The 15,241-nt window shown below is 74.2% G+C and carries 16 protein-coding genes; 6 read left to right on the plus strand and 10 right to left on the minus strand.

What is annotated here, in order from left to right:
* Positions 1-107: 107 nt before the first annotated feature.
* The 5 genes from J2N69_RS29325 to J2N69_RS29345 form a co-directional block, all read right to left on the minus strand.
* Positions 108-887 (minus strand): TIGR04222 domain-containing membrane protein, encoded by a 780-nt coding sequence (locus tag J2N69_RS29325; protein ID WP_230903365.1) that lies wholly within the window; start codon positions 885-887, stop codon positions 108-110.
* Between the two features lie 97 nt (positions 888-984).
* The gene (locus tag J2N69_RS29330) at positions 985-2,094 is read right to left on the minus strand and encodes a TIGR04222 domain-containing membrane protein (protein ID WP_230903366.1); all 1,110 of its coding nucleotides are present in this window, start codon (positions 2,092-2,094) and stop codon (positions 985-987) included.
* 4 nt (positions 2,095-2,098) lie between these two features.
* The gene (locus J2N69_RS29335) at positions 2,099-3,406 is read right to left on the minus strand and encodes an MbnB/TglH/ChrH family RiPP precursor modification enzyme (RefSeq protein WP_230903367.1); all 1,308 of its coding nucleotides are present in this window, start codon (positions 3,404-3,406) and stop codon (positions 2,099-2,101) included.
* 106 nt (positions 3,407-3,512) lie between these two features.
* The gene (locus J2N69_RS29340) at positions 3,513-4,280 is read right to left on the minus strand and encodes a DUF4142 domain-containing protein (protein WP_127911583.1); all 768 of its coding nucleotides are present in this window, start codon (positions 4,278-4,280) and stop codon (positions 3,513-3,515) included.
* A 140-nt stretch (positions 4,281-4,420) separates the two neighbouring features.
* On the minus strand, positions 4,421-5,230 hold the full coding sequence (locus J2N69_RS29345) for an aminoacyl-tRNA hydrolase (protein ID WP_408056823.1): 810 nt from the start codon (positions 5,228-5,230) through the stop codon (positions 4,421-4,423).
* Here J2N69_RS29345 and J2N69_RS29350 point away from each other — a divergent pair.
* Positions 5,229-6,194, plus strand: coding sequence for an ABC transporter ATP-binding protein (locus J2N69_RS29350; protein ID WP_230903369.1), 966 nt, complete (start codon positions 5,229-5,231; stop codon positions 6,192-6,194). The two genes, J2N69_RS29345 and J2N69_RS29350, sit on opposite strands and share 2 nt — an antisense overlap.
* Positions 6,191-6,859 carry an ABC transporter gene (locus tag J2N69_RS29355; protein WP_230903370.1) on the plus strand — a complete coding sequence of 223 codons (669 nt, stop codon included), beginning with the start codon at positions 6,191-6,193 and terminating at the stop codon, positions 6,857-6,859. The genes J2N69_RS29350 and J2N69_RS29355 overlap by 4 nt, the downstream gene beginning before the upstream one ends.
* A gap of 31 nt (positions 6,860-6,890) precedes the next feature.
* On the opposite strand, the gene J2N69_RS29360 is transcribed toward J2N69_RS29355, so the two are convergent.
* Together J2N69_RS29360 and J2N69_RS29365 are read right to left on the minus strand one after the other, a co-directional pair.
* A complete protein-coding gene (locus J2N69_RS29360) occupies positions 6,891-7,124 on the minus strand; it encodes a hypothetical protein (RefSeq protein ID WP_230903371.1) in 234 nt (77 codons plus the stop codon).
* Between the two features lie 10 nt (positions 7,125-7,134).
* Positions 7,135-7,980: a polysaccharide deacetylase family protein gene (locus tag J2N69_RS29365; RefSeq protein WP_230903372.1), complete on the minus strand. Its 846-nt coding sequence runs from the start codon at positions 7,978-7,980 to the stop codon at positions 7,135-7,137.
* A gap of 201 nt (positions 7,981-8,181) precedes the next feature.
* Here J2N69_RS29365 and J2N69_RS29370 point away from each other — a divergent pair, with 201 nt between their 5' ends.
* The 3 genes from J2N69_RS29370 (at position 8,182) to J2N69_RS29380 (ending at position 10,448) form a co-directional block, all read left to right on the plus strand.
* On the plus strand, positions 8,182-9,396 hold the full coding sequence (locus J2N69_RS29370; RefSeq protein WP_230903373.1) for a Cmx/CmrA family chloramphenicol efflux MFS transporter: 1,215 nt from the start codon (positions 8,182-8,184) through the stop codon (positions 9,394-9,396).
* Complete coding sequence (locus tag J2N69_RS29375) at positions 9,393-9,806, plus strand: RidA family protein (RefSeq protein WP_230903374.1); 414 nt, start codon at positions 9,393-9,395, stop codon at positions 9,804-9,806. Before J2N69_RS29370 ends, J2N69_RS29375 begins: the two co-directional genes overlap by 4 nt.
* Positions 9,807-9,869: 63 nt before the next feature.
* Positions 9,870-10,448 carry a TetR/AcrR family transcriptional regulator gene (locus J2N69_RS29380; RefSeq protein WP_230903375.1) on the plus strand — a complete coding sequence of 193 codons (579 nt, stop codon included), beginning with the start codon at positions 9,870-9,872 and terminating at the stop codon, positions 10,446-10,448.
* 32 nt (positions 10,449-10,480) lie between these two features.
* Here J2N69_RS29380 and J2N69_RS29385 read toward each other — a convergent pair whose 3' ends face one another.
* A complete protein-coding gene (locus tag J2N69_RS29385) occupies positions 10,481-11,236 on the minus strand; it encodes a class I SAM-dependent methyltransferase (protein WP_230903376.1) in 756 nt (251 codons plus the stop codon).
* A 361-nt stretch (positions 11,237-11,597) separates the two neighbouring features.
* On the opposite strand from J2N69_RS29385, the gene sph reads away from it, so the two are divergent.
* A complete protein-coding gene (gene sph / locus J2N69_RS29390) occupies positions 11,598-12,584 on the plus strand; it encodes a sphingomyelin phosphodiesterase (protein ID WP_230903377.1) in 987 nt (328 codons plus the stop codon).
* Positions 12,585-12,638: 54 nt separating this feature from the next.
* Here sph and J2N69_RS29395 read toward each other — a convergent pair whose 3' ends face one another.
* Together J2N69_RS29395 and zapE are read right to left on the minus strand one after the other, a co-directional pair.
* Positions 12,639-14,000 carry an alkaline phosphatase PhoX gene (locus J2N69_RS29395; protein WP_230903378.1) on the minus strand — a complete coding sequence of 454 codons (1,362 nt, stop codon included), beginning with the start codon at positions 13,998-14,000 and terminating at the stop codon, positions 12,639-12,641.
* A gap of 124 nt (positions 14,001-14,124) precedes the next feature.
* The gene (gene zapE, locus J2N69_RS29400; RefSeq protein ID WP_230903379.1) at positions 14,125-15,216 is read right to left on the minus strand and encodes a cell division protein ZapE; all 1,092 of its coding nucleotides are present in this window, start codon (positions 15,214-15,216) and stop codon (positions 14,125-14,127) included.
* Positions 15,217-15,241 lie beyond the last annotated feature (25 nt).

Raw genomic sequence — 15,241 nt, forward strand, 5'->3', positions numbered from 1 at the left:
GCTCCACTCGGTGCGCTCCGGATGCCGTCCGAACCACGGGACGTTCGAACAAAAGGGATGATTCGTGTGATGATCGGCGAAGTAAAGCACCGGCCGCCGGTGTCGGCTCAATGCCCCTCGTGCGCGGCCCCCGGGCGCCGTCGGGCGGAGAGGGCCGCCCGCAGCTCCGGGTCCGCGACGGCCCGGACCCCGCGCACGGCCACCGCGGTGAGGTGGTCGTCACGGGCGGACAGCGCGCCCAGCAGCCGCTGGCCCGCGGGAGACGCCCAGCGCGTGTACGGATGGACCTCGACGCGGGCGATCACCAGGCAGCCCACGCACAGCAGCAGCGGCAGCCCGAACCAGGCGGCGACGGGCACCTGTCCCGCCCCGCCCTGCCCCTGACCGGGCATCAGCACCGCCGCGCCGCCGAGCGCGAGCACCACCACGGTCGCGGCCCGCACCTGACGCACGGCGGCCGCGACCTCCGAGGCGGCGCCGTCCGGCACGGCGAGCCCCGCGCCGACGAGCCGGTCCGCGAGCGCCCGCACGGCGTCGGCGGTGGCCGCGCCCCGGCGTATCGGGGCGATGGGGGACTGGCCCGCCGGGCCGATCGCGCCGAGCACCGAACGCTCCATGGCGTCGCGGCCCACCGGATCGACCACGGTCGCCCAGCCGGTGTGCGCGATCAGCAGCCGCCGCGCCCGCGCCATCGCCATCGCCACGAGCGTCACGTCGGCGACCCGGGTGGGACCGCCGGAGAGGAACGCGGCCTCGTAGACCGTGAGTTCATGCCCACGGGCCGCGCTCGCGTCCTGCTCGGCGGCGCGGCTCGCGGTCAGGCAGAGCCGGCCGCAGGCGAGAGCGGTCACGGCCCAGGCGAGGAGAAGCAGGGGGACCCAGAACATGGCGGTTTTCTATGCGACGGCGCCCCTGTGCGCCACGGCTTGTTCACCATGTGGACGCGGGGTGACGGGTGGGTGACGTTTCGTTCGGGGCCCGTCGTCAGGAGGAGGACGAGCTGCCGCAACTGGAGCCGCCGCCTCCACCGCTGGAACAGGAGGACCCGCCGCCTCCGCCGCCGCCGGAACAGGAGGACCCGCCGCCGGAACAGGCCGAGCCGCCTCCACCCCCGGAGCATGCCGAGCCGCCCCCGCCCCCACCGGAGCATGCCGAGCCCCCTCCGCCGCCTCCCGAGCCCGAGCACGCGAAGCCCCCGCCCCCGTCCCCGCCGCCGATGCCCGAGGAGCACCACACCACCGCCGCCGCGCCCCACAGGTCCGGGTCGTGATGCGGGAGGAAGGGCGGAGCCATGACGGGCATCCGGTGCCCCCGCCCGACACGCGCGGCGGCGATCAGCTGGTCCCGCAGATCGGGGTGGGCGGCGGCCAGACCCCGGGTCGCCACCAGGTGCGCGGCTCCCGTGAGGTGCCCCGCCGAGGCGACGTACTCGTCCAAGGCGCGGCGCCCGGCACCGGTGAGCTGCTTCTCGCCGACCGACATGCAGGCCAGCCCGACGGCGAAACCGATCAACCCGGCGGGCACGAGGGCGAGGAGGCCGTCCGACACCTGGTCGAAACCACCCTCCTCGAAGGGGGCGTTGGCGTACTCCACCATCGTCAGCATCACGGCCACCCCGAACCCGCAGAAGCTCCCGAAGAGCTGCGCCGCGGCCCAGCGGCGGCAGGTCCGGCGCGGGCCCGGCCGCATGATCAGGCCGCGCGCCGCGAGCGCGTCACCCGTCTCCTGCACCGGACGGCTGCGCATCACCGCCGTCCGCAGCCAGTGCAGCGCGCCGCCCGGAGCCGCCGCGTGGGCGTCGAGGACCGCCCGCTCGACGGCGTTCCTGGCCGTGGGCCGCGGGATGCCGACGACACCGGGCCCGGCCACCACCAGGCGGCCGTCCTCGTGCAGCCCCGCGATGACCGCGTCGGTGAGCCGGGCGGGACCTCCCGAGAGGAACGCGGCCTCCGCCGTGCCCCGCACGAAGGCGTCCTCGTCGTCCTGGCCGCCACCGGCCGGGCCCTGGGCGCGGCCTGCCGCCACCACGGCCCGGATCAGCCCGACGGAGGAGAGCGCGACGAGCAGCGTGTAGATGATGCCTGCGGTGCTCATGAGGTCACCGCCTCTGGAGGACGCGGCGGGTGGCGTGCAGCAGGCGGGCGGCGGGCCGCCGGGACAGGGGCGCCGGGCCCGAACGCTCCAGCCACCAGTCGCTCAGCCGCCGCCGCGCCTCGGCGTCGGTGTCGGTGTCGGCCAGGGAGTTCCCCGCGAGCAGCAGGTGCCCGGCGAAGGCCAGCGCGTCGTGGCGGTAGCCGCCCGTCATGGGCCGGGCCCGGGCGTAGGCGAGGAAGAGGGCCCGGTACGCCGTGCCGAGGATGTCCGGCAGCTCGGGCGCGACCTTCGCGACCACGTCGGCCCGCTTGGCGGCCAGCGCGTGGCTCTGCACCTTCAGGCGCGCGTGGTCGAAGCCCTCGGGCGCCGGGGTGCCCGCCACGAGCGCGGAGAGCAGGGCCGCCTGGGCGACGGCGGTGCGCTGCCGGGCGGCGCCGGGCGCGGGCCGGACCTCCGCACGCGCACCCGGCAGCTCCGCGGGCAGCTCGCCCGAGGCCTTCACCGTGGCCCGTATCGCGGTCAGCTCCCGCTCCAGCTCGGCCGGCTCGGGGAAGTTCTCGTCGCGCTCCAGGAGTACGCCCGGCGGCGTCACCCGCGAGGCGAGGTCGGCCAGGATCGCGAGGACCGGCTCCGGCACCGGGTGCGCGTGGCTGTCGTGCCAGACGCCGTCCCGCTCGAAGCCGCCCGCGACATGGACGTACGCGATGGCCTCGACCGGCAGCTCGTCGAGCGCCCGGGCCGGGTCCTCGCCGCGGTTGACGTGGTTGGTGTGGAGGTTGGCGACGTCGATGAGGAGGCGTACGCCGGTCCGCTCGACCAGCTCGTACAGGAACTGCCCCTCGGTCATCTCCTCGTCGGGCCAGGCGATCAGCGCCGCGATGTTCTCCACGGCGAGAGGCACGGGCAGCGCGTCCTGCGCGATGCGGACGTTCTCGCAGAGCACGTCGAGCGCGTCGCGGGTGCGCGGCACCGGCAGCAGGTGCCCGGCCTCCAGGGGCTGGGTGGCGGTCAGGTCGCCCCCGGCGCGCACGAACGCGATGTGCTCGGTGACCAGCGGCGAGCCGAGCGCGCGCGCCCGCTCGGCGAGCGCGGTCAGACGCCCCTCGTCGGGGCGGTCGGCGCCGCCGAGCCCGAGCGAGACGCCGTGCGGCACGACGGTGACGCCGCGCTCGCGCAGCCGCACCAGCGAGTCGGGCAGATGCCCCGGGCAGATGTTCTCCGCGACCGCCTCCACCCAGTCGATCCCGGGCATGGCCTCCACGGCGTCCGCTATTTCCGGACGCCACCCGATACCGGTTCCGAGCCGTCTCATGCCGCTCCCCCTAGTCGTCCCCCTGGAGCCCCGTCCCCCGGTCCCCCGTCCCCAGCACTTTGGCCCGGGCGGCACCGGCCGAACCCTCACGGGGAGACGTTCAGAGCTACATTTGAGGTTCCGGCCTGCCGGTGTTGACCTGGCCGGGCGGCGCGGGCGAGGGCCGGGACGTGGTGGACACCTCGCCGCTGGGCCCGGCGGGGACGGGCTCGCGGGGTGTGACGCCCGAGGGCGGAGGGGGCCCGGTGGGCACGGCGGTGGCGTTCGACGCGGCGCCGTTCGCGATCCCGTCGAAGTCGACGAGCCCGGTGGCCTCCAGCATCGTGATGTGGTCCAGGACGGTCTGGTTGGCGTCGGTGGCGAGCTGCCGGATCAGTGTGTTGCGGGTGGTGTCGCGCACCTGGGCGATCACGCTGAAGACCTTGCCGTGCGCGACGCGCAGCAGATTCGCGAACTTGCGCTGGTACGTCTCGCCGCTCGCCTCCGTCAACTCCTTCAGCCAGCCCTGCTGCTGCTCCGTCGGCTGGTTGGGCAGCTCCACGCCGAGCTGCGCGGCGACGCCACGGACCCGCTGGTCGAGGTCGGTGTGGCCGACGATGAGATGGTCGCCCGCCTCCTTGATGGCCTCGGTGGGCGCGCGCTCCATGGCCTGCTGCCCTGCGGGTATCTCCCAGAGCCCGGCGAGCCGCACCTTCACCAGCAGGTCCCGGTCGGCGGCCGACAGCGGCCCCCACTGGGTGGCCACGCTCCCGGCGGCCAGATTGGCGGGCCCGGTGCCGGAGCGGTCCGCGTACGACCACACGGGGAACGCGATCGCGCCCAGCGTGGCGACGAGTGCCGCGATGATCAGTGCCGTGCCGTTGACGCGTCGCAAGGTGCCTCCCGTGGTGCTCCGTGTCGCCGGTGATACCGGGGAGTACGGAAGATACGGGTGGGGCGTTCAACGGCGCGCGAGATTGCCCGTTTTGGATGCGGAGACCCGGTGGCGGCACACCCCGGGCCCACCGCCACCGGTCACGGCCGGGCCGGGCGCAGCGCCGGGTGGTCGGCGACCACCGTGCAGGATCCCGGCGCGATCTCCGTGAACCCCGCGTCGCGCACCACCGGGAGGCCGCTCGCGGTGAGTTCGCGCCAGTGGGCGGGGTCGGCCGTGCGCACGGAGAGCGGGAAACCGGCTTCACGCCAGGCCGTGCGCTCCTCGTCCGACAGCTCCCACCACGCCAGTTGGGCGCCGTGACCCGCCTGGGCCATGGCCTTGCCCGCCGACATCTCGACGTCGGGGCTCATCCACAGGACGGGGTGCGTCGGGTCGGCGCCGGCCGGGGGCTCCGGGTCGTCCAGGTCGGTGCCGGAGACCTGGAGGCGGGCCAGGTCCTTGGGCCAGCCGTCCAGCGGGACCGGCGGGAAGACGCGGACCTCCGCCGACTTGCCGGTGACCGTGATGCCGGGCAGCGCCTCGGCCCTGCGCCACTCGGCGCCGCGTGCCCGGCGCACCACCTTGCGGATGCGGGCGTCCTGCCAGTCGCGCATCGCCCGCGCCCACTCGCCGTCCCCGGTGGAGCGCTCGTCGCCGAGGATCACCAGGACCGCGCGGGCGGCGGTCTCCAGGGCGTCCGTGCGGGCCGGGGGAGCGGCGCGCTCGATGCGGGCGACGAGGGGCAGCACGAACTGCGGGGCCTCGTCGCGCGCGGTGCGCGCGTGCCGGAAGGGGCTGTCGGGGGCGTCGGAGGTGCTCACGGGTCCAGTCTGCCAGGCGGCCCGGCGCCGCCCGGCCGGGGCTCCGGGCGGCTCCTGGGTGCGGCCGTGCGCGAGGATGGCCCGCATGGAACGTGATCTCGTGGTGCGGCTGAGCGGGGTGGGCCGGCGCTACGGCCTGCGCGGCCCGTGGGTGCTGCGCGGCGTCGACCTCGGCGTCGGCGCGGGCGCCCTGGTGCGCGTGGAGGGCGCCAACGGCAGTGGGAAATCAACCCTGTTGCGGCTTCTCGCCGGTATCGACGCGCCCTCAGAGGGCCGGGTGACCGGGCGGCCGCGCACGGCGTTCGTCCCGGAACGCTTCCCCGCCGCGATGCCGTTCACCGCGCTCGGCTACCTCACGCACATGGCCCGCGTGCACGGCCTCGCGCGGGGCGCGGCGGAGCGGAGCGCGGAGCAGTGGCTGGAGCGGTTCGGCGCCGCCGGGTTCGCGGACACGCCCCTTTCGCACCTGTCCAAGGGCAGCAGCCAGAAGGTCGCCGTCGCCCAGGCCCTGGTGGCCGCACCCGGCCTGCTGGTCCTCGACGAGGCGTGGACCGGGCTGGACGCCGCCGCCCGCGCGGAGCTGGACCGCGCGGTGGCCGAGCGCACGGCCGCGGGCGGCTGCGTCGTCTTCGTCGACCATGACCCGCGCCGCCTGGCGGGAGCCGTCGACGAGGCGTACGCGGTGGACGGAACGGCACTGGAACGACGTACGCCCGGCGGGAGTTCGTCGGCGGCCGAGGAGCGGGTGTCCGCGATGCGGCGCGGGCCCGCGGTCGTCATCGTCACGCGCGGCCCCGAGGGCGCGGAGCTGCCGGGGCCGGTCGCCGCGGTGGCCGTGGAGACAGGCGGCGCGGTGGCCGTGGAGACAGGCGACGTGATGTCGCACGCTGCGGCTTCGCGCACCCTCACGGTCCCGGAGAGCCACTCCGACCTCGTCCTGCGGGAACTGCTGACGGCTCGGCCGCCCTGGCACGTGGTGACGGTGGAGCGCGCGCCGGTGATTCCCGGCCCGGCCCCGGCCCCGGCGGCCGAAGGGCAGGCCCCCCGATGACCGCGCTGCTGCACTACCAACTCGCCCTGCTGGCACGCTCGCAGCGGTGGCTGGCCCCGGTCATCCTGTACGCCGTCTTCCTCGCCGTCGGCGTCCAGAGCGGACAGCCCGTCCTGGACTCCCTCGCCTACGCCGCCGCCGCGCTGCTGCCGGTGGCCGCCTGGCTGGTGCGGATCTGTGCGAGCAACGAACCGCCCGCCGCGCGCACCTGCTCCGCCGCCGCGGCCGGGCCCGCGCGGGCCCACCTCGCCGCCCTGCTGGCCGCGTTCCTCGCCGCGGCCGCGCTCGGCGTCCTGGCCGTGCTCGTCGTGACGGTCATCAGCGACGCGGGGAGCACCAACGGGCGGCTGCCGGTGGCCCGCGTCCCCGCGGGCGCGGCCGGGCTGATCGCGATGCTGGTCAGCGCGTTGCTCGGGACCGCCGTCGGGGCGCTCACCACGTGGCCGCTGCTGCGCTCGGCGGGCAAGGCGGTGCCGGCGATGCTGCTCGGCGCGCTCTTCCTGCTGACCACCACCGGCTCTCCGGCGCGGTCGGTGCTGACCGATCTGACCGCGGGGTCGCGGGAAGGTGTCGTGCCATGGCCGCTGGGCGCGCTGGCCGGGGCGGCCGCCGCGGCGGTGGCGGTGGTGTGGACGGCTTGCGCCCTCACCTCGCGGCGCGGCTGAGGGGTAGCCCTGCTTCGGCGGGTGCGTCGGGTCAGCCCGAGCACATCGTGCGCTGGGCCTCCTGCCACTCGCACGCCGGGCAGAGCGTGACGCCCTTGTGCGACTCGGGGTACGCGGTGGGGGCCTGGCACAGCACACACGCGGCGAAGGGGCCGTCCCCCGGGGCGGCGTCCGCCGCGGGGCCGGGCCCGGCCCCCGCGCGCTCCGTACTCGTACGCCCACTCGTACTCGCACTCGTGCCCGCGCAGTAGTCGTCGTCCGCCATACGGTCCAGCCTAGCTCCGCGGCTCGGCCGCCCGCTGGGCCCTGATCTGCTCCGACACCTTCACGAACCGGAAGCCGCGCTCGCGCAGCTTCGGGATGATCGTCCGCAGCGCGCGCTCCGTCGTGGGGGCGGCGCTGCGCGTGCAGTGCATGACGACGACCGACCCCGGCCGCACTCCGTCGAGCACCTGGTGGGCCACCGCGTCGGCGTCCGTCGCGAAGGCGTCGCCGCTCACCACGTCCCACTGCACGGCGGTGACACCGGCGGGGGCGAGCGTGCGCAAAGACTGCTCGTCGTAACAGCCGCCGGGGAAGCGGAAGTACGGCATCGCACGCTTGACCCCCGCCTTGCGGAAGGCGGCGAAGGCGCGGTCGATGTCGGCGCGCATCCGCGTCGGCGCCACGGTCGGCAGGCCGTAGCAGTTCCCGGTGAAGGCGTGGTGGCTGTACGAGTGGTTGGCCACCTCGAAGAGCGGGTCCCGGCCGATGCCCTTGGCCTGGTCGGGATACTCCTCGGCCCAGCGGCCGGTCATGAAGAAGGTCGCGGGCACCTTCAGCCGGCGCAGCGTCGCCACCAGCTCGGGGTGGTCGAACCGCTCACCGGCCGCCGCGCGCGCCCCCTGGTTCGCGGTCATGTCCGCGTCGAAGGTGAGCGCGACCGTGCGGTTCTTCGTGCGCGGCCCGTGGGCGAAGACGGGGGTGAGGCCGGAGGGGCCGGGCGCGAGCGTGGGCGGCGAGGCGGTCGCGGGCCGGCCCGGCCGGCCGGGCGCCGCGGGGCCGCCGGACGAGCAGCCGACGAGAACGGTGGTCAGGGCGAGGGCGCAGAGCGCGGCGCGTCTCCGTACGAGAGTCATCACGCGGTGACGATATAAGGGCAAATGTGACAAATGCGGTTATCGGCCCGCAGGGATGCCGTGCGACCACCCGTCTGGGCCGGACCCGGTCGGCGGCCCGCTGACTCCTCCCCATTCTGAAGCGTCCGCTTCAGAATGTGTTAGCGTCCTGACCCGTTCGTTCTGAAGCGCTCGATTCAAAAAACGATCGGAGGACCTCTCCCCATGCCACCTGCGGTGTACATAGTGGGACTCGGCATCTTCACCCAAGGAACCTCGGAGTTCATGCTCTCCGGCCTGCTCCCGGGCATGGCCGACGACTTGGGGGTCTCGATCCCGGACGCCGGCCTGCTCATCTCGGCCTTCGCGATCGGCATGGTCGTCGGCGCGCCGCTGCTCGCCGTCGCCACGCTCGGCCGGCCGCGCCGCACGGCGCTCGTGTCGCTCCAGGCCGCCTTCGTCGTCGCGCACGTGGTCGGCGCCCTCGCGCCCGGCTACGCGGTGCTGTTCGTCTCACGCGTCGTCAGCGCCCTCGCGTACGCCGGTTACTGGGGCGTCGCCGTGGCCACGGCGGTCGCGCTCGCCCCGGCGGCGGCCAAGGCGCGGGCGGTCGCCGTGGTGGCGGGCGGGCTGACGCTCGCCACCATCGTCGGCGTCCCCGCGGGCACGCTCCTGAGTCAGCACTCCAGCTGGCGCGCCGCGTTCTGGGCGGTGGCCGCGGCCACCGTGGTCAGTCTCGTCTGCACCCTGCTCGTGGTCCCCGGCGGCCGCGGCGAGGGGGAGCGGCCCTCGGTCAGGGCCGAGCTGCGGGGCTTGGCCAGGCCGCAGCTGTGGCTGTCGTACGCCGTCACGGCCTTCGCCTTCGGGGCCGTCATCGTCACCTTCAGCTACCTGGCGGCGCTCCTGACCGAGGTCAGCGGGGTCTCCGAGGGGTGGGTGCCGGCCATCCTCGCCCTGTTCGGCGCCGGCGGCCTCGCGGGCCTCGTGATCGGCGGACGCACCGGGCAGACGCGGCCCCTCGGCACGCTGGGCATCGGGCTCGGCGCGCTCGCCGTGTTCTCCGCGCTGCTCGCCCTCACCGCGCACGTCACGGCCGTGGTGGTCGCGCTGGTCTTCCTGCTCGGTCTCGTCGGATACGTCACCAACCCCGCCCTGCAGTCACGGGTGTTCACGCTCGCCCCGGACGCCCCGACGCTCGTCGGCGCGGTCAACACGGCCGCGTTCAACGTCGGCAACACCGTGGCCCCGCTGCTCGGCGGCCTCGCCATCGACGCCGGGTACGGCTACGCGTCGGTGGCCTGGGTCGGCTCGGGGCTGGCCGTGGCCGGAGCGGCGGGTGTGCTGTGGGCGGCGCACCTCCGGCGATCGGGGCCGGAACGAAACGAGACGCGGCCGCGTATGGCCGTGATCTCCCGCGAGACCGCCAAGGCGGAGGCGTGAACGCGGGCGCGCGGGAGACCCGCGCGACCCGTGTCCGGGTGACCGCCGACCCCGACTGGTATGAGTCGGCGGGCATCTCGCTCGGCGTCCGCGTCGGCGGCCTCGTCTTCACCTCGGGGCAGGCCCCGGTCGACGAGCACGGCGGCACCGTCGGCGCCGGGGACTTCGAGACGCAGGCCCGGCGGGCGCTCGCCAACCTCGCCACGGTCCTCGCCCACGGCGGCTCCGGCCTCGACCGGCTGGTCAAGGTCACGGTCTTCGTCACCGACATGTCCCACCAGGACGTCTTCGCCGGACTCCGCGCGGAGTACTACACGGTGCCGTTCCCCGCCGAGTCCTTCGTCCAGGTCGCCGCCCTCGCCGACCCCGCGTGGCTGATCGAGATCGAGGCGGTCGGCGCCGTCGCGTGAGGGGTGCGGGTGCCGGGGGAACCGGGTTTTGTGAGTGTGTTCCAAAACGTCTACTGTGGGCGCATGGCCAGGCCACGAGAGTTCAACGAGGACCGCGTCGTCACCGCGGCCATGGAGGCGTTCTGGCGCCACGGGTACGAGGGCACATCGACGCGCGACCTGTGCGACAGCACCGGCCTCGGGCCTTCGAGCCTGTACAACACCTTCGGCGGCAAGCGGCAGCTCTACCTGCGGGCCCTTGAGCGCTACCACGACACCGCCACCGCCGAACAGGTCGAGATCCTGCGCGGCCCCGGCCCGGCGAAGGAGCGGCTGCGCGCCATGATGCTCCACGCCGTGGACGCCGATCTCGACGAGGCGGACGGCCGCGGCTGCTTCGCGATCAACGCCGCCGTCGAGGTCGCCGGGCTCGACCCGGAGGTCAAGGTGGCGGTGCGGCGCAGCTTCGACCGGGTCCAGGACGAGCTGTGCGCGGTCGTGGAGGAGGGGCGGCGCGCGGGCGAGATCCGCTCCACCGGCGACGCGCGGACCGTGGCCCGCCGGGTGCAGAGCACCTACTACGGACTGCGCGTCCTCAGTCGCGTGCACGACGACCGGGAGACCCTGCTCGCCACGGTGGACGGGGCGCTCGCCGACCTCTGACGGGCGCCGCGCGTGCCGCCGGGGCGGCGGGGTCAGCGGGCCGCGGCACTCGCTGCGTCGCGGCGGAACAGGCCCGTCCAGAGGAAGGGTTCGCCGAAGAGCGGGGAGTCGGCGGGCTCGTCGCGCATGCGGCGCAGTTCGACCACCGTCAGGTCGCGGAAGATCCGCCGCAGCGACGCGTCGTCGTAGGCGACGCCGCCGTGCAGCCGCGCGTCGCGGTAGAAGTCCGCGTCGGGCCTCTCGGAACCCATGCCTCCCTCGCCGGCCGCGAAGCAGGTGAGGGCGTAGTGGCCGCCGGGGGCCAGGACGCGGTCCAGGAGCGCGAGGTAGCTCACGCGGCGGTGCGGCGGCAGGTGGTGGAAGCAGCCCGAGTCATGGACCAGGTCGTAGGGCCCCGCCAACTCCGCCCGCGTGAGGGCGAAGGCGTCGCCCTGGTGGAAGCGCACGTCGGCTCCCGTCTCGCGGGCGCGGTCCTCGGCCCAGGCGAGCGCGGCCGGCGACAGGTCGACGGCGTCCACCTCGAAGCCGAGGGAGGCGAGGTGGAGGGCGTTGCGGCCCGGACCGCAGCCGAGGTCGAGCGCGCGGCCAGGCGTGACAAGGCCCCGCTGGACGTACGAGACGAGGCTCTCGTCCGGCTTCGCCGCGAAGAACGGCACGGGCCTGCCGCGGTCGGCGTAGAAGTCGTCCCACCAGGCGGCACCGCCGGACGTCCAGCGGTCGGCCTCAGGTGCGAAGAGGCCGTCGAGAAGTTTCATCACGTCGTCGAACGTGCGGAGGTCGCGGTCCATCAAGTCCCCTTCCGGATACGGGGATTGTAGGCCGCAGAGGCGAAGAAAGCCCAGGTCAGGCCGGGTTTACGGCAGGCTTCGGAAGGCTTCGACCGGCGCCTGACGGGCCCGCGGGAGGGCGGCCGGGGACCTCGCCCGGCCGCGGCCCGCCAAGCTCGCCGCGCGCCCGCCGAACGGCCGCACGGGGCCTTTCGCGGCGTCGCCGGAGCGGGTTTTCCGAGGGGAACGGGGAAACGAACGGGGTGTTCACGCGAAGTATCCCCAGAAGTAACCGCGGCTGATTGGATGTTCGAGCGCCCGAACGAGGGGCGCCTCCCGCGCACCCCGCACCCCGCGACCCCCCCACCCTCAGGAGTTCTCCGTGCCGCACTCAGCGCTGCGCAAGTCCCACGCCGCGGCGGTCACCGCCGCCCTCGCCGCCGCCACGCTCGCCGCCGTCACCCCGTCCGCGACCGCCGCCGACGGGTCCGCCGCGCCGCCGCCGCTCAAGGTCCTGACGTACAACACGTTCCTGTTCAGCAAGACGCTCTATCCCAACTGGGGTCAGGACCACCGCGCGAGGGCGATACCGGCGGCCGGCTTCTTCCAGGGGCAGGACGTCGTCGTGCTCCAGGAGGCGTTCGACAACTCCTCGTCCGACGCGCTGAAGGCCGCTGCCAAGGACCGTTACCCGCACCAGACGCCGGTCATGGGCCGCGGCAAGGACGGCTGGGACGCCACCGGCGGCGCCTACTCCTCGGTGACGCCCGAGGACGGCGGCGTCACGGTCCTCAGCAAGTGGCCGATCACGCGCAAGGAGCAGTACGTCTACAAGGACGCCTGCGGCTCCGACGCGTACTCCAACAAGGGCTTCGTCTACGCCGTGTTGGACGTCAACGGCACCAAGGCGCACGTGGTGGGCACGCACGCCCAGTCCACCGACCCGGGCTGCGGCAGCGGCGAGGCGGCCGCCACGCGCGCCAAGCAGTTCAAGGAGATGGACGCCTTCCTGGACGCCAAGAACATCCCGGCGGGCGAACAGGTCATCGTGGCGGGCGACCTCAACGTCGACACGCACAGCGCGGAGTACGCCTCGATGCTCGCGGACGGCGGTTTCGTCGCGGCCGACGCGCGCACGGGCCACTCGTACTCCTTCGACACCCGCGACAACTCCATCGCCGCCGAGCGCTATCCGGACGACCCCCGCGAGGACCTGGACCACATCCTGCACCGCAAGGGCCACGCCCGCCCCGCCACCTGGCACAACAACGTGCTCAAGGAGCAGAGCGCGCCCTGGACGGTCTCCAGCTGGGGCAAGCGGTACACGTACACGAACCTCTCGGACCACTACCCCGTCACGGCGTACTGACCACCGGGCGCCCGGCAGGGGCACGCGCCTTGGGTGCCGCTGCCGGGCGTGCCGTCACCTGTGCCAGGGCCCCGTCACGGCGAACGTCGTGCCGGGTGAGTAGCAGTTGACGTACATCGTGGCGTGGTCGGGGGAGAACGTGACGCCCGCGAACTCGCCCCACTCCGGCTTCTCCGGGGTGCCGATGGTCTGGCGGTTGCGGGCCATCGCGTAGACCTCGCCGCGCCGCGTGAGGCCGTAGACGTGCTGGGCGCCTTCGCCGTCCTCGCACACCATCAACCCGCCGCTGGGCGCCAGGCAGATGTTGTCGGGGGACTCGCCCGGCAGCTGGATGTCCGTGCTCGGGCCGAAGACGATGACGAGGGTGAGGCGGCGCGCGGCCGGGTCGTACCGCCAGATCTGACCGAAGTGGTCGCCCGTCGAGCCGTCGGCGCTGCGGGCGAAGGACGAGACGAAGTAGACGGACGAGCCGCCCCAGTAGCAGCCCTCCAGCTTCTGCGCGTGCGTGATGCCCTTCGGGCCGAAGTCCTGATGGCGGATGGGGGTCTGCGCGGCCAGCGGGTCCGGGACGTCGACCCACTCGATGCCGTCGAAGCGCGCGCCGGTCTCCTGGACCGAGGACAGGTCCGGTACGCCCGGCACCCGCATCGCCTGGAGGCTGCCGCCCGCGCGCAGCGAACCGCGGCCGCCCCCGGGCTTGTTGGGCAGGAAGCGGTAGAAGAGGCCGAACGGCTTCTGGAAGGCGTCCTCGGTCTCGTAGACGACGCCGTGCCGGGGGTCGACGGCGATCGCCTCGTGCTGGAAGCGGCCCATCGCGGTGAGCGGCACGGCGCCGGTGCGGCGCGGGTCCACCGGGTCGACCTCGAAGATGAAGCCGTGGTCCTTGGTGTAGCCGTTCGTGCCTGCCTTGTCCTCGGTCTCCTCGCAGGTGAGCCAGGTGCCCCAAGGGGTCGGCCCGCCCGCGCAGTTCACGGCCGTCCCGGCGATCGCGACGCGTTCGTCCAGGACGTCGTTTCTCCGGTCGAGGGCCAGCGCCGTACAGCCGCCCTTCGCCGCCGGGTCGTAGGTGAGGCCCTTGACCGTCGGCACGCCGATCTTGCCGGTGACGCGGTTCTCGTGGTTGCGCACGAGGTGGACGCCGCCCTTGCGGCCCGCGAAGGCGGCCATGCCGTCGTGGTTGCTCGGCACCTTGCCCTCGCCCGACCGGAGGGCGTCGCCCTCGCGGGAGAGGACCTTGTAGCGGAAGCCTCTGGGCAGGTCGAGCAGGCCCTTGGGGTCGGGGACCAGGGGGCCGTAGCCGGCCTTTCCGTGCGCGGCCGCGGTGCCCGCGAAGAGTTCGGAGAGGGCGCCGGTGAAGGCGATTCCCGCGCCCACGGCACCGGTGCGGGCGAGAACCTGACGTCGAGTGGCAGACATGATGGGCAACCTCCTGCTGGCGGACAGGAATGTGACCGGATGTGTGTACCACGTGCCCTGGGGTGCGGGAACCACGCGCGTCACCATTGCTTCGGGCGTGGCGTCCCGGCCCGTGCGCGAGCCCCTACGCCGAGACGAGGCCCTTCGCGTCCCGCGCGAGCGCCGTGAGCCGGGATATGGCGCGGAAGTACTTCTTGCGGTAGCCGCCGTTCAGCATCTCCTCGCTGAACAGCCGGTCGAAGGGCACACCCGAGGCCAGCACCGGCACCTCCCGGTCGTACAGGCGGTCGGCGAGCACCACGAGGCGCAGCGCGGTCGACTGGTCGGGCACCGGCGTCACCTCCGTGAGGCAGACGGCCGTGAGCTGGTCGGTCAGCGCGCCGTAGCGGCTCGGGTGGACCTTGGCCAGGTGCGCGAGGAGGTGCGGGAAGTCGTCGAGGGAGGCGCCCGCGGTCGCGTACGCCGCCTTGGTGACCTGCTCCTGCGAGTACGGGGCCGGAGCCTCGGGCAGCCCGCGGTGGCGGTAGTCCTCGCCGTCGATGCGCAACGCCTTGAAGTGGGCGGACAGGCCCTGGATCTCGCGCATGAAGTCGGTCGCGGCGAACCGGCCCTCACCCAGCTTGCCCGGCAGCGTGTTCGAGGTCGCGGCCAGCGCCACGCCCTGCTCGATGAGCTTGGCCAGCAGCGAGGAGACGAGCACCGTGTCGCCCGGGTCGTCGAGCTCGAACTCGTCGATGCACAGCAGCCGGTGGCCGCTGAGCGTGCGCACCGTCTGCTGGAAGCCGAGCGCCCCCACCAGGTTCGTCAGCTCGACGAAGGTGCCGAACGCCTTCTGCTCGGACGCCGCGGGCGCCGCGTGCCAGAGGGAGGCGAGGAGGTGGGTCTTGCCGACGCCGTAACCACCGTCGAGATAGACGCCCCGGGGCCCGGCGGGAGCCGCGGCCTTCTTCTGGAACCAGCGCCTCTTCCCGGCCCCGGAGGCGTGCGCCCCGCCGAGCCCCGCCGCGAAGCCGCTCAGGACGCGGACCGCCTCGGTCTGGCTGGGCTGGTTCGGGTCGGGGATGTACGTGTCGAAGCGCACCGCGTCGAAGCGCGGCGGCGGCACCATCTCGGCGACCAGGCGGTCGGCGGGGACGTGGGGCTCGCGGGCGCACAGGGACAGCGGCGCCACGTCGGCGGGGGAGCTGGGCCCGGAGGCGGAGGTGGAGGACGGCACGGTTCCCCAGCTTAAGGGGCGTGCG

It is taken from the genome of Streptomyces huasconensis, assembly GCF_021028635.1.
Classification (GTDB): Bacteria; Actinomycetota; Actinomycetes; order Streptomycetales; family Streptomycetaceae; genus Streptomyces; species Streptomyces huasconensis.

Bases quoted from the DNA above. Each gene is read 5' to 3' on its own strand.
- J2N69_RS29325 (WP_230903365.1), bottom strand. From the start codon at position 887: ATGTTCTGGGTCCCCCTGCTTCTCCTCGCCTGGGCCGTGACCGCTCTC.
- J2N69_RS29330 (WP_230903366.1), bottom strand. From the start codon at position 2,094: ATGAGCACCGCAGGCATCATCTACACGCTGCTCGTCGCGCTCTCCTCC.
- J2N69_RS29335 (WP_230903367.1), bottom strand. From the start codon at position 3,406: ATGAGACGGCTCGGAACCGGTATCGGGTGGCGTCCGGAAATAGCGGAC.
- J2N69_RS29350 (WP_230903369.1), top strand. From the start codon at position 5,229: ATGGAACGTGATCTCGTGGTGCGGCTGAGCGGGGTGGGCCGGCGCTAC.
- J2N69_RS29345 (WP_408056823.1), bottom strand. From the start codon at position 5,230: ATGCGGGCCATCCTCGCGCACGGCCGCACCCAGGAGCCGCCCGGAGCC.
- J2N69_RS29355 (WP_230903370.1), top strand. From the start codon at position 6,191: ATGACCGCGCTGCTGCACTACCAACTCGCCCTGCTGGCACGCTCGCAG.
- J2N69_RS29360 (WP_230903371.1), bottom strand. From the start codon at position 7,124: ATGGCGGACGACGACTACTGCGCGGGCACGAGTGCGAGTACGAGTGGG.
- J2N69_RS29370 (WP_230903373.1), top strand. From the start codon at position 8,182: ATGCCACCTGCGGTGTACATAGTGGGACTCGGCATCTTCACCCAAGGA.
- J2N69_RS29380 (WP_230903375.1), top strand. From the start codon at position 9,870: ATGGCCAGGCCACGAGAGTTCAACGAGGACCGCGTCGTCACCGCGGCC.
- J2N69_RS29385 (WP_230903376.1), bottom strand. From the start codon at position 11,236: ATGGACCGCGACCTCCGCACGTTCGACGACGTGATGAAACTTCTCGAC.
- J2N69_RS29395 (WP_230903378.1), bottom strand. From the start codon at position 14,000: ATGTCTGCCACTCGACGTCAGGTTCTCGCCCGCACCGGTGCCGTGGGC.